Below are 13,211 nucleotides of genomic sequence, written 5' to 3' on the forward strand. Positions count from 1 at the left end.
CGCAACACCGCTCTATGCAGGGGCGCATTCTGATCCGGGCCGCGGTCGGATCGATGAATCGTCGGGCTGTCTGAAATTAAAATGTATTTTCAAAAACCTGCGTAATTCTATGGTCCCACCCCTTCCTTTTTTCGGCGTTAACGATTGCGGCGAATCATCAGAACGGGCAGGTTGGCCACAATATCGCCACAATTTGTTTTGCCCTGCGGGGTGTTCTGACAGTGAGGGAGTAAGAGATGAAAATCTTCAATATAGCCGGAACAATTCCGGCCCTGGCGCTTGTGCTTTCCTCTGGCGCGGCGATGGCCGCAACCACTTTTGAGCAAGGTTTCGAAACGGATACCAGCGGTTGGTCTTCGAATGCTAATGGCTGGGCCGGTAGCATTCAGCGACAGGACGCGACGGGCCTAGGCGTCACTCCATTCGAGGGTAGCTACGCTGCTCGTTTCGGGGAAACCAATGAACCTGGCATAGGTTCTACAGGCCCGTTTACCGGCTTTGACCACTATCGCGATACATTCCCGGGAACATACAGCGCCCAAGCCGCGATCTACCTTGATCCTCAGTGGAGCCTCGGCTCAGGCTTTGATTATTCGGTCGCGTCCAGTAATACGGGCGGCACTCATCGACGAGATTTCATCTTTCATGTGACCAAGGATTCAAGTTCGGGGGATCTCCTGGTCGGTGGCAGCAACAACTCCAATTTTGCTCCGCGGGAAGACCTCGAGACCTTGAACAATTTTAACGTCACCACGGCCGGATGGTATATATTCGAACATCTGTTTCGTGATGACGGCGGCACGCTGGCTGTTGATCTGAATCTGCGGGATGCCTCAGGAAGCCTGTTGTTCACGGAAACACGGAACGACCCGGCAGATACAATTCCCGGTGTAGTTGGTGGTAACCGGTATGGCTGGTTCACCGACATCACGGTTGATGGCGGCATCCTGGTTGACAGCACACAGCTCAATGTGCCCGCCCCCATCCCGCTGCCCGCCGCCGGCTGGCTGTTGCTGACCGCCTTCGGGGGCCTGGGGTTCGCTGCGGCGCAGCGGCGGCGCAAGGCGGCCTGAGCCGGCTATCTGACGGGGCAGGACCCCTGATCTCATGAAAGAGGGGCTGCGGCAGTGACGCCGCGGCCCTTTTGCCGTTTGCGGACTCCGTGCTGTTGCGCGGAAGACTCACAGCGGCGCGAAATGTTGTCCGTATACGTTTCGGTAACGGTTATCTGGTAAGAACATGTCTTAATTTCGTCCCGTTGCGGTCGCGATGCAGGTTTATCTTTACTCTGAACTGGTTAGGCGTTTAAATTCAACCATAGGTTGTAACTACAGGAGAGAGCATCGCATGATCGTCGGGCTGATTGTTGTCGGAATGGCGCTTGGGGGGGCCGCAGGCGTCGGGGCGCTGCTGTTCGGCTTCTCGATCCTGGGCGCGTTTCTGATCTATGTCGGCATCGGCACGACAAGCGTGCTGATGCTGGCCGTGAGCGTCGCCCTGCGTCCCGATCCGCAGGACATCCATGAAATCGAATCCTCCAGATCGACATTCGGCCCGAGAGCGAAACAAGCCGCCGATTCAGTCTCCGCACCCTGATCGGATTCAGCCGCTGCGGGTGTTCCGCCCCGAATCAGCCCGGTATTTCCCTTCATGATTGCGCGGCAGCGAGATTTCTTTGACTCGTTGCCAGAATAGGACGAGAATAAGGCGCTGGCGCGACTTCCATGCTTGTCCGGGTTCCTGACGATGAGTCGCGCTTTCAGGAATTGATTTTTCCTTTCGCATATTGGCGAGGTATCGAAAAATGTTTGGACTGCAGAGAGCTATAGTCGCTATCGGCGTCGCTGCTTTAATGGCTGTTTATACGGTTGCGCTTCCTACGAAATCACACGCCGCGACAATTACCTTCTACGACGATCCGGCCGGTCCCGCTGATAAACGTGGGACATTGACATGTTCGGTCGCCTGTTCGGCACTTTTCAGTACGCCGGGCACTTATAACACGACAGTTGGTGGCGTATTCACGGTCCATCCCCCCAACGAGACAACCCAGACAAATTTTGTGAACGCCAATCTCAAGGCTGGCGATTCGAGTTTCTTGGTTGCTGATGCGGACAAGACAGAACCGGCTCCGTCCAGCTTCAGCACGGATGCTTTATATATTCTGTTGAAGATCGGGGGTGGCCACACTTTGAACTCGCTGCTGGTGCGTAACGATTCCGGAGCGGGTGGACTGGAACTGTCATGGGACGGTGAAAGTGCATCCGGATTGAGCCATTATACCGAATTCGGCGAGCTTCCGATCACCACCATCCCCCTTCCCGCCGGTGGCCTCCTGCTGCTCACTGCGCTCGGTGGGCTTGGGATCGCCGCCCGCCGCCGTCGCAAGGCCGCCTGAGCGGACCCTTCCACGCCCGACAGGATCACGACAGCCCCGTTCCGGGGCTGTTTTTCATTGGTCCGCTCCGTTTGCATAAACTTCTGCGCGAAAACTGGCCGAAGACCGGGTTTGCGCCATAAATTCGCCACGCCACTGTGGAAACCCTGTAGACAATCGCGCGGCAGAGACAGGATTGTCGCCCGGCAGGGCGCGAAACCAATAGGCAGGCAGAGCGGCATGTGGCACAGGAAAACGGCGGATAACGCCTATCTCGGGGCTTTTCGGGAGCTGCGGGGCGCATTCATACTGGTGGGGCTGTTCAGCGCCGCCATCAATGTGCTGATGCTGACCGGACCGATCTACATGCTGCAGGTCTATGACCGGGTGCTGTCGTCCGGGTCGGTGGCTACGCTTCTTGGGCTCTTCGGCATCGTCATCCTGCTCTACGCCTTTCTCGGGCTTTACAGTTTCCTGCGCGCGCGGCTCCTGTCGCGCGCCGCGCTGCGGCTGGACGCGCGGATCGGGGACGAGGCGTTCCGGTTCGTCCTGCGCGGCGGCGCGACCGGGGGGCGCTCGCGGATCGACCCGCGCGCGCAGCCGGTGCGCGACCTCGAACTCGTGCGCGGCTTCCTGGGGAGCCCGGCGATCGCCGGACTCTTCGATATGCCGTGGATGCCGGTGTTTCTGGGGCTGACGTTCCTGATCCATCCCTGGCTGGGCTGGCTGACGCTCGCAGGGGCCGGGATGGTGATCGTCGCCGCCCTGCTCAACCAGGTCCTGGCGCAGAAATCGATCCACCAGGCGATGTCGATAGAAGGGGCCGAGCGCACCCTTGTCGAACAGGCGCGGGAAGACGCCGAAACCTTGCAGGCGCTCGGCATGCGCGAGCGGCTGGTCCGGCGCTGGCGCAGGATGCATGATGCGGCCCTGGCCACGGGGCAGGTGGGCAGCGACCGCTCCGAGGGCTTCGCGGCCTTCTCGAAATCCTTCCGGCTGCTGCTGCAATCGGCCTTGCTGACCATGGGGGCCTATCTTGCCCTGCGCCAGGAGATCACGCCGGGCATGATCATCGCCACCTCGATCATCGCGGGCCGGGCGCTGGCCCCGGTCGACCAGGTGATCGGCCAATGGCGCGCCATCGGGCGCGCGCGCGAGGCGCATCAGCGTCTGCGCGAGGTTTTCGACCAGGCGCCGCCCGAAAAGCCGCGCATCGATCTGCCCGCGCCCGCCGGCGATCTGCGGGTCACGTCCCTGACCAAGCTGGCCCCGGCCGGGCCGGAGGAGGCGCAGGCCGACCGTCCGCGCATCCTGGATCGGGTCAGCTTTGCCCTGTCGCCGGGCGATGGCCTGGGCGTCGTGGGCAACAGCGCCGCGGGAAAATCCACGCTGGCGAAGCTTCTGGTCGGGGTCTGGACGGCAGAGTCCGGCGAGGTGCGGCTCGACCGGGCGACGCTTGACCAATGGACGCCCGAGGCCCTGGGCCGTCATATCGGCTACCTGCCGCAATCCCTGCAGATTCTCTCGGGCAGCATCGCCGAGAACATCGCGCGGTTCGACCCCGAAGCGAAGGACGCCGACATCATCGAGGCCGCGCGCATCGCCGGGGTGCACGACATGATCCTCGGCCTGCCGGACGGCTACGCCACCCACATGGACCGGCTGACACGGCCGCTCTCGGGCGGGCAGATCCAGCGCCTGGGGCTGGCCCGGGCGATCTATGGCGCGCCGCGTCTCATCGTGCTGGACGAACCCAATTCCAACCTCGACGCCAACGGCGACGACGCCCTGGCCGAAGCGATCCGCACCATGCGCGCCAAGGGCTGCGTGGTGGTGGTCATGGCCCATCGCCCGAGCGCGCTTGCCTCGGTCAACAAGATCATGCTGCTGCACCAGGGGCGGATGGCGAAATTCGGCGACAAGGACGAGGTGCTGCACGGCAAGCCGCGCCCGGTCTCGGTCGTGGCGCAGTAAGGGGGCCGTGATGACTGCAGATGCGTCTTCCGCGCCGACGCCCAGGATCGATCTGGCGCGCACCGGCCGTCTCGGCGTTCTCGCCGGGATCGTCCTGCTGACCCTGGTTTTCGGCTGGGCCTATTTCACGCCGATCAACGGCGCGGTGATCGCCTCGGGCTCGGCGGTGGTGCGCGGCAAGCCCAAGATCGTCCAGAGCCTCGATGGCGGAGTCGTCGAGGAGATCCGCGTCGCCGATGGCGACCTGGTGAAGGGCGGAGACGTGTTGTTGCGGCTCGATCCGACGCTCTTGCGCATCAACCTGAAAATGTACCGCACCCGCCTGGCCGAAACCCGCGCCAAGATCAACCGGCTGCAGGCCGAACAGGCGGGCCTGCGGGAAATGGCGTTCGACTACGACGCCACCTATCTCGACGGTTTGCCGCTCCGGCAAATCAATGCCGGCCAGAGGGAAATCTTCGAGGCGCGGCGCGACGTCATGAAAGGCCGCCAGGATCAGCTGCGCGAGAAGGTCGCGCAGTTCTACAACCAGATCGCCGGCGTCAAGGGACTGGTCAAGGCCAAGCGCGACCAGCTGAGCTTTATCGAGCAGGAACTGGCGGATGTCAGCGCCCTGCATGCGCAGGGGCTTGCGCGCGAGGGGCAGGTGCTCGAACTGCAACGCTCGCGGTCCCGGCTCCTGGGAGAGATCTCCGAGCACCAGTCGGAACTGGCCCGGATCCGGAATTCCGTCCGCGATACCGAGCTCGAGATCCTGCAGGCCGAGCGCCAGTTCAAGGAGCAGGTGGTCACCGATCTGCGCGAAGCGACGCTGAAGAGCGAGGAGCTGATGCTGCAGATCGTGACCGCGCAGAAACAGCTCGACCGGATCGAGATCCTTTCGCCCGTCGATGGCGTCGTGCATGAAATGCAGGTCTTCAACGCCGGCAGCGTCGTCCCGCCGGGCGAGACGATCCTGCAGATCATTCCGGTTTCCCAAGGGGTGGATTTCGAGATCAGGGTCGACCCGAATGCGATCGACCAGGTGGCGCAGGGACAGCGCGCGAAGGTGGTCTTCACCGCCTTCAACAGCCGAACCGCGCCCGAGATTTTCGGCACGGTCTCCGGCATCTCGCCCGACAGCGTCACCGATCCGGCCACCGGGCGGAGCTTTTACCGGGTCACGCTGGCCATCCCGCCTGAGGAACTGACCAGGCTCGAGGGGCACGAGATCTTGCCCGGCATGCCGATCGAAGGCTTCCTGCAGACCGGCGAGCGCACCGTGATGAGCTACCTGATACGCCCGCTGAGCGACCAGCTGCGCCGCGCCTTCCGCGGCGACTGAGCCGGGGGCGGGGTGATGCGCCGATGGCACAACCTGCCATCATCGCATGTGAAACCTTGTTCGCACACGGCTTTCGGGTCATGCTGCACCCTGAGCAGAAACATGTGACCAGCCGGCGCCAAAAGCCGGGGCGCATGGAGCATGAGGCAGGACACTCACATGACGCGCGAGGGTTGGCGCTGGACGTCACGTGCATTTTCCGTACTGGCAGGACTGTCACTTCTGGCGGGCTGTTCGGACGATCCGTACAAGGCGCCGGTCTTCTCCTTCCTCTCTTCCTACAAATCCGCGCGGGACGGCTCTCCGGTGCTGCTCAGCAACGCCAATTGGTGGAAGGCCTTCAACGACCCCACTCTCGACGCCCTGATCCAGACCGGGCTCGAGGGCAATCTCAATCTCGATATCGCCAAGCAGCGCGTCGTCGAGGCCGAGGCCATCCAGCGCGCCGTCCCGCAAGCCGCCTTCCTGTCGCCCCGGGCCGGAGTGCGGCGCGAAGGCGGGGATAACCGGCCGTCCGGCACGCGCGCCGAAGCCTCGCTCGGGTTCGAGTGGATCTTCGACATCTATGGCGGGCGGCGCGCCCAGATCGATGCGGCCGGCGCGCGGATCGAGGTGGCCGACGCCGAAGTGGACGCCGCCCGGCTCCTGCTTCTGCTCAATATTTCGAATGCCTATGTCGATCTGCGTTACCAGCAGACCAGCCTGCGCCTGCGTCATTCGGAACTGGCCTCTCGCCGCCAGACGCTGGAGTTGATCGAGCGCCTGAAGGAGGGGAACGCCGCCACCCGCATCGATGTGGTCAAGGCGCGCGCGCTCGTGTCCGAGACCCGGGCGGAAATTCCCGAGATCCGCGCCGCCATCGACGCCGCCAGGAACGAGATCGCGGTGCTTGTCGGCAGGATTCCCGGCACGCTCGAGATCGATCTCGGCGCCACGACGCGCCAGCCGCGCGTGGCGCTCTCCCCCGAGGTGGGCATCCCGGCGGACCTGCTGCGCAACCGCCCCGACATCAAGATCGCCGAGCGCAGCTATTACGCCGCCTTCCGCGACGTCGCCGCGGCGCGCGCCGATCTTTACCCGCAATTGTCGCTGAGCGGCACGATCACCGGCGCCTCGCTGTCGGGCGCGCGCGACACCGATTATTTCTTCGGCCCGGCGCTGACCTTTCCGATCCTGCCCAACACCGCCCGCAAGGCCACGGTCGACCGGCGCGAATCGCTGGTCCGGCAGGCCCATACCGAATGGAAGCTGACCGTATTGGAGGCGATCCGCGACGTCGAAACCTCGCTCGCCAATTACGGCGCGGCGCTCTCGGCGCAGCGCGCGGCGCAGGAAACCGTGCGGCTCTACAAGGAGGTGGTCACGCTGACCCGCAAGATCGTGTCCGGCGACGGCGCCACGATCCGCGACCTCATAGAGGCCGAACAGAACGTCGCCACCGCCAACGCCACTCTCGCCGCCACCCTCCGCCGCGTGGGGCGCAGCTTTGTCGAGCTGAACGTGAACCTGGGCTCGGGGCACGGGGTGGAAGAGGTGGAGGTGGCCGGGGAATAGGCCTTTTCTTCAGGACAACGACGGTCAGGATGCCGTAGAAACGTCCCATGGGAGCTTATACCGGCTGGCAGATCAGTGCGTGACGAAGGGGATGTTCTATGAAACGCGGCAAGTTGTTTTACAAGCTGCAAACACATTTCAGGAAAAAACGATTCGAAGTTTTCGACACACTGCTGCGCCATATCCTGGAGACGCAGCCGGAGGTGTCGATCCTGGATGCCGGCGGACGTCCGGAGTATTGGGCGATCCTGCCCCCGGACTTGCGGGACAAGGTCAGAATCACCTGCCTGAACTTTGAGGCTGAGCTGGAAGCCTATTCCAAGCCGAGCGAGGACTTGCAGATCCTGTCGGTTGCCGGCGATGCCTGCAACATGCCGGAGTTCGCAGATGCCGCGTTCGATATCGTACATTCCAACAGCGTTATAGAGCATGTCGGCAGTTACCAGAACATGAAGCGCTTTGCAGATGAGGTGAGGCGCGTCGGCAAAAGCTATTACGTCCAGACTCCGAACTACTGGTTCCCGGTTGAGCCGCATTACGGCGTGCCATTCTTCCACTGGCTGCCCGATACTTGGCGGATATGGTTCTTCACGAAGATGAATGTCGGCTATGCGCGCAAGCGCACGTTCAAAGTGGCCCTGCCACGCGTACCACACCCGCATCATCAGCCCGTTCCTGATGCGCTCGTTCTTCCCTGACGGAAGGATTCGGAAGGAACGGGTGCTGGGGTTTGCAAAGTCTGTTATTGCGATGAGGGTGGTGGATTAACCTCTATACTTTGGAGCGACTATGAATCTGACGTTCAATATCGACAGCTCGCTCGCCCCGCGCCAGTTCACGATCAAACCGGAACCGGGCGTGACTGATGACGAAATTCGTGTGCGCGCGCATCCCGATATTGGCGTCTTCGATATTCTCGATGCCTCCGGTGTGCGGATTGGTCTGCTCATGGGCTTCCCGATCGATCTCCAGAAGCGGTGTGTCTTGTCGGGGCCGCTGAAGGTTACCATTCCCGGCTCCTTCGGGATTGAGGCGACGGCGGAGATGATCCTCGATCGGCTCGGCGGACGCTTCCTTCTCCTGTTGAACATTTCGGGTAAGAGTAGGATTTATCCCGACTGTGCAGCCCAGGTTCCTTGTGTCTATTCGCCTGAAAAAGGTGTAGCCGGATCGACAGCAGATGCGATCCTGTCGGACGCAAAATACGAGGCGTTGTTCCGTTATGATCTCTATGCGGCTCTGGATATCGATAATGATGGCTGGTTTCCGGGGGGGATGACAGCCCATAAGGGAGTTGAGCGCCTCCTGCCCAACCATGTTCTCGATCTCCGGGACTGGAGCCAAAAACGCTATTGGCCACTTGAGACTGTCGAGCGCACCCAATCGCCTGAAAGCAGCTTGGAAGAAATTTCTCAGATCATCCGCATCCAACTCGAAGCATTGCTTAATGGGCCAAAGAAAGTTGTACAGGCCTTGACGGCAGGGCATGAGACACGCGTGATGCTCGCCTGTGCATTTCCTTATCTGGATTCTATCGAGTTTGTTACACTGGAAGGCGACACGCGGCGCGCTGATGACACGGTGATTTCAAGGCGCATCGCTCATGATCTTGGCTTGAACCATAGCATGCTGCCGCGGGTGACCGCGGACGAGGCGACGGTCGCGCGCTACATGCGTCGGGGGGGACATTGCGTGGGAGGGCCAAACAGGCTGACGCATCCAAGTCTCGCAGTGCTCAGAGAGAATCATGTCTTCGTGGGCGGCGGAATCGGTGAGGTCGGGCGGGCCTTTTTCTGGCACGGCGAGGATAGACAAGATGCTCTACTGACCGGAAAGTTGCTTGCCGGGCGGATGGGCCTTCCGACCGAACCGAGGCTGGAAGACCGGTTAGACGACTGGCTGAAGGGCCTGCAAGGGATCGATTCCCTTATCGCCCTTGATCTAGCCTATCTTGAGCAGCGTGTAGGGCCATGGGGTGGCGCACAGATGTTCTCGGACCCGACCCTGATACGCCACAATCCCCTTGGGACGGCCCGGTCGATCAAGCTGATGCTCGGTCTTCCCGATGCATGGAAACGCCAGAGCGTGTTGACGACCGGGATCATCCGCATGCACTGGCCGGAGCTCATGTCCTATCCTTTCAACAGTCAAGGGGTCGTACGCGACCTGTTGAAGCAAGTCGGGCGCGTCGCGCGGCGCCCGCAACTGATTGCTCGAAAGCTCCGCAAGATGCGCCGATAGGCTGTTTCGAGAGGCCCGCACACCGACCTACTCAATTATTAAAGCGCACCTTGCCACATTCTCTCTTTCTATGATCTTGATGCTGCCATATTGGGTAGCCACCTTGCTGCCGATCTAAGAGCAGCCGACTCGGTCGGAGCGTTTCGCGAGGAGAACAGCATGACCACCTACACCGTTTCGTCTGCAGAAGAATTGCAAACCGTGCTCAACAGCGCGTCGGGCGGCGATGCCATCGAGCTTGCGGCAGGCGACTATGGCAACCTGTCGCTGCGCCGTCTGAACTTCGATTCAGAGGTCACGGTCAGATCTGCCGACCCGGATGACCCCGCAGTGTTCAACACGATCAATATAACGGAATCCTCAAACGTAACCTTCGACTCGCTTTTCATCGACTTCATGCCGACTGAAAACACAGTTGAATGGTCCAGTGCATTCCGGGCCGTGCAAGGCGTCTCGAGCATCACCCTGCGCAACAGCAAAATAGAAGGAGGTGACTCGATTGCCGGTATTTCTCCGGATTCCGAACCTGGAGAGCAGGGAGCATCGGGCATTCTCGGTGAGCCGATCGGTCGGGCGGTTACCATCTCTGGCACAAATATCGTGGTCGAGAACAACGATATTTCGCACTTTTTCAAAGGCATCGTGATGTCCGGTAGTGACAATTCGCTTCTGAATAACGAAATCTATGATCTTCGGACGTCGCCGGTTGTTGGTAGTGGCTCAAACTTGATTATAGACGGTAACTATTTCCACGACTCCAACCCATGGAAAATGGGCGGTGCCGGCGATCATGGCGATTACGTCCATCTCTGGACTGGGCCTGGCGGGCAGCCGATGTCGAATATCACCATTACCAATAACGTCTTTTCCGACGAAGAGGGTGGCTCACTGTTGGGCATTTATCTCGATGATAATAAAAATGGTGTCGGCTATACGAATGTAACTGTCGAAGGCAACGTCATTCACAGCAGCACCGGCCAGGCGGTGCGCTTCGAGAATGTTTCCGATGCCACAATCTCGCGCAACACGATTCTGAACAACGATGGTGTCGAGATGCGAGGCTCTCAGTTGGTCTTGACTGATGGGTCAAGGGATATTCGCTTTGAGGACAACATCATCTCGACTTTTTTTGGAGAAGCCCAACAGAAGGCTATGGCCGACAAAGGGTTTATCTTCAGTAATAATATCGACGTGAATTACGACAACCCGAATGCGGAGAACTTTGTTGGGCAGATTTTCGCTGACAGCAGGCTGGGAGGCAGCGGTCTGTGGGAAAAGATCCTATTGCCCGGAAGTGTGGCCGAAGGTCTTGGTTCACCCCTGATGCATCTCGATAAGGGAGCCAGCCCTCTGACGCCAATCTTCAAGGTCGAGCATGCAGAGGGTGAAAGCAGGGATCTGGTTCTGCGAGCAGATCAGACCCGCGGGCCAGATGGAGTGGCCATCGACGCTGACGCTCAATTCATCTGGGACTTCGGGGATGGAACCGGTGCGACCGGGCAGGTGGTGCGGCATGCCTATGCCGATGCCGGGCGCTATGAAGCCACGTTGACGGTGGTGATGCCGGACGGCGCCACGGCCAAGGCGGTGAGTGAGGTCGCCATCATGGGGGCGGACATGCTGTCCTATGATCCTGCGACCGGGTTGTTCCAGGCCGAAGGTTATGGCGACACAACCGCGATCGCGGACACTGACAAGGCGTCTGTGTCCACGGCGGAAGGCCATGGCATCGATCTTGGCGCCACCGGATCGCAGGTTGGCATCGGAAAAGAGTATTTGTCACGGCTGTTCGGGGCCGACAGCTTCGATATGGCGATGACTTTGCGCGCAGACACGTTGGGCAGCACCGGAGAAGTGGCCCGCGTACACGGCAATTTCTTGCTGTCCATCGCCCCGCGTGGCGAGGTGAGCTTGCAGCTTTGGACCGATACACAGTCCAAGACCCTGACCACCACCGGAGTCACGGTCAATGACGGGGCTGATCATGACATCCGGGTCGTCTTCGACGGCGAGGCGAGCAGTCTTATGATCTATGTCGATGATCAATTGGCTGGTGCGACGGAGATCGAAGGTAATATGCGTGGCGATTATCCGCGCAACTTGGGTTTCGGCAATCCGTGGGGCAAACAGAATTTCGATGGAACCCTGACTGCCTTCGACCTGGACGTCGGCAACCAGGACTTCCCGGACTACAAGGGTGATCTGGCTGTGATCCCCGACGATGCGGAGCCGATCAGCGAGCCGACCATTGACGGCGTGGACGAGGATGGTGCGACGCAGCCGGAGGCGCCCGACACCGAACCATCACCCGACGAGCCTTCCGCACCAGACCCTGCGGAAGAACCGGTTGATGAGGTTCCGCCTCCGCAGGATAACGATACCCCGGACAGTGTCGAACCTCCGTCGGATGACGCCACCCAGCCGGGGCAGGATCACACGGATATCCCGGTCGATGACGTTTCCGCACCTCTTTACACTGCCGATTTCGCCCGCATCGAGACTGGCGAGAGCGGCGCGAAGCTGATCGGCGATGCTCATGTCGCACAGAATACTGATGGTGAGGCCGAAGTGGTGCTTGACGGCCACAGAGACTTCGTCGCGCTTGGGCGTATTCAGGAATTGGAAGACTCGCAGCAGTTTAACCTCTCACTCGATTTCCAGCGCTCGGAGGTCGACAGCGGGACCGAACGCATGGTCTGGAACCACATGAAATTCGGGGTCGCGCTCCAGGATGACGCCCTGCTCATCCATGTCGCGAATACCGATCAGCCGTTCCACAAGGCCATCAAGATCGCCAATGCCGGGGTCGGGGACACCGATGTGCATTCCCTCAACGTGGCGGTCGATGCCGAGGCGGACCGGCTGCAGGTGGTGCTCGACGGCGAGCTGCTGCTCGACGAGCAGAACATGGATCTGGATTTCGTAGGCTCCGGTGGACATGAATGGGGTTGGTCGATCGGGACCGCCTGGAACCGCTTTTACGAAGGCAGTGTTAGCGACTTCCAGCTCGACGACGAAGCCGTGTTTTTGGATGATGCAGCGGTACTGATCTGAGCAGGCCACAAGGCGAACAGGGTCACAGTTTCAGATGGTGTTCCCGCCCGGCTGTGCGCGGCTGGAACACTACCTTTCAAGCGCAAGTGCGTACCAAGCTTGTCACGGTGACCTGCCACGGGATTTTTCCTCCACTGTTGATTAGAGGCCGGCCCAACTTGAGGACGGACAATGAAGCGAACAAGATTTACGGACGAACAGATCATCCGCTGCCCGGCAGGCGATTGCGAAGCAATCTACCGAGAGGGGGCATTCTGACGGAGCACGAGGCCGGCGCGAAGTGCGCTGACCTGTGCCGCAAGCACGGTATGTCGGAAGGCACGTTCTATAACTGGAAGGCCAAATTCGGCGGCATGACGGTGTCGGATGCGAAGCGGCTGAAGGCCTTGGAAGATGAGAACGCGAAGCTGAAGAAGCTTCTGGCCGAGCAGATGCTGGACCTGGCCGCGATGAAGGATCTGGTTTCAAAAAAGTGGTAGGGCCCGCCGTGAAGCGCGAAGCCGTCGCGTATCTTCGGGCCGAGCATGGCCTGCCACATCGCCGGGGCGGATCGATCAATGTGTGAACCGGCATGCAAGATTGACCCCTGTATTGGGGTAATCGGCGTCCAAAAGTGACCCCCCTGATATTTCTGTTCAGAAGCTTCCTCGACGGATTTGAGGGAGCGAGTTGGGGATGTTGGTTGTG

General features: G+C 60.5%; 9 protein-coding genes and 1 pseudogene. All 10 read left to right on the forward strand.

Annotated elements, in window-relative coordinates; genetic code table 11:
- Window positions 1-236 precede the first annotated feature (236 nt).
- Window positions 237-1,073 (forward strand): VPLPA-CTERM sorting domain-containing protein, encoded by an 837-nt coding sequence (locus D6850_RS19355; RefSeq protein WP_147438938.1) that lies wholly within the window; start codon window positions 237-239, stop codon window positions 1,071-1,073.
- Window positions 1,074-1,347: 274 nt separating this feature from the next.
- On the forward strand, window positions 1,348-1,596 hold the full coding sequence (locus D6850_RS18365; RefSeq protein ID WP_121169076.1) for a hypothetical protein: 249 nt from the start codon (window positions 1,348-1,350) through the stop codon (window positions 1,594-1,596).
- A 208-nt stretch (window positions 1,597-1,804) separates the two neighbouring features.
- The gene (locus D6850_RS18370) at window positions 1,805-2,398 is read left to right on the forward strand and encodes a VPLPA-CTERM sorting domain-containing protein (RefSeq protein WP_121169077.1); all 594 of its coding nucleotides are present in this window, start codon (window positions 1,805-1,807) and stop codon (window positions 2,396-2,398) included.
- A 219-nt stretch (window positions 2,399-2,617) separates the two neighbouring features.
- Window positions 2,618-4,351, forward strand: coding sequence for a type I secretion system permease/ATPase (locus D6850_RS18375; RefSeq protein ID WP_121169078.1), 1,734 nt, complete (start codon window positions 2,618-2,620; stop codon window positions 4,349-4,351).
- A 10-nt stretch (window positions 4,352-4,361) separates the two neighbouring features.
- On the forward strand, window positions 4,362-5,675 hold the full coding sequence (locus tag D6850_RS18380; RefSeq protein WP_121169079.1) for an HlyD family type I secretion periplasmic adaptor subunit: 1,314 nt from the start codon (window positions 4,362-4,364) through the stop codon (window positions 5,673-5,675).
- 141 nt (window positions 5,676-5,816) lie between these two features.
- The gene (locus D6850_RS18385; RefSeq protein WP_121169080.1) at window positions 5,817-7,229 is read left to right on the forward strand and encodes an efflux transporter outer membrane subunit; all 1,413 of its coding nucleotides are present in this window, start codon (window positions 5,817-5,819) and stop codon (window positions 7,227-7,229) included.
- A 98-nt stretch (window positions 7,230-7,327) separates the two neighbouring features.
- On the forward strand, window positions 7,328-7,927 hold the full coding sequence (locus D6850_RS18390) for a class I SAM-dependent methyltransferase (RefSeq protein ID WP_121169081.1): 600 nt from the start codon (window positions 7,328-7,330) through the stop codon (window positions 7,925-7,927).
- Window positions 7,928-8,018: 91 nt separating this feature from the next.
- Window positions 8,019-9,470 (forward strand): asparagine synthetase B family protein, encoded by a 1,452-nt coding sequence (locus tag D6850_RS18395; RefSeq protein ID WP_121169082.1) that lies wholly within the window; start codon window positions 8,019-8,021, stop codon window positions 9,468-9,470.
- Between the two features lie 159 nt (window positions 9,471-9,629).
- Window positions 9,630-12,524, forward strand: coding sequence for a right-handed parallel beta-helix repeat-containing protein (locus tag D6850_RS18400; RefSeq protein WP_121169083.1), 2,895 nt, complete (start codon window positions 9,630-9,632; stop codon window positions 12,522-12,524).
- 171 nt (window positions 12,525-12,695) lie between these two features.
- Window positions 12,696-13,068, forward strand: a pseudogene (locus D6850_RS18405) (transposase); the annotation flags it as partial.
- Window positions 13,069-13,211 lie beyond the last annotated feature (143 nt).

This window comes from Roseovarius spongiae (genome assembly GCF_003651245.1).
In the GTDB taxonomy this organism is placed as follows: domain Bacteria; phylum Pseudomonadota; class Alphaproteobacteria; order Rhodobacterales; family Rhodobacteraceae; genus Roseovarius; species Roseovarius spongiae.

Bases quoted from the DNA above. Each gene is read 5' to 3' on its own strand.
- D6850_RS19355 (WP_147438938.1), top strand. From the start codon at position 237: ATGAAAATCTTCAATATAGCCGGAACAATTCCGGCCCTGGCGCTTGTG.
- D6850_RS18365 (WP_121169076.1), top strand. From the start codon at position 1,348: ATGATCGTCGGGCTGATTGTTGTCGGAATGGCGCTTGGGGGGGCCGCA.
- D6850_RS18370 (WP_121169077.1), top strand. From the start codon at position 1,805: ATGTTTGGACTGCAGAGAGCTATAGTCGCTATCGGCGTCGCTGCTTTA.
- D6850_RS18375 (WP_121169078.1), top strand. From the start codon at position 2,618: ATGTGGCACAGGAAAACGGCGGATAACGCCTATCTCGGGGCTTTTCGG.
- D6850_RS18380 (WP_121169079.1), top strand. From the start codon at position 4,362: ATGACTGCAGATGCGTCTTCCGCGCCGACGCCCAGGATCGATCTGGCG.
- D6850_RS18385 (WP_121169080.1), top strand. From the start codon at position 5,817: ATGAGGCAGGACACTCACATGACGCGCGAGGGTTGGCGCTGGACGTCA.
- D6850_RS18390 (WP_121169081.1), top strand. From the start codon at position 7,328: ATGAAACGCGGCAAGTTGTTTTACAAGCTGCAAACACATTTCAGGAAA.
- D6850_RS18395 (WP_121169082.1), top strand. From the start codon at position 8,019: ATGAATCTGACGTTCAATATCGACAGCTCGCTCGCCCCGCGCCAGTTC.
- D6850_RS18400 (WP_121169083.1), top strand. From the start codon at position 9,630: ATGACCACCTACACCGTTTCGTCTGCAGAAGAATTGCAAACCGTGCTC.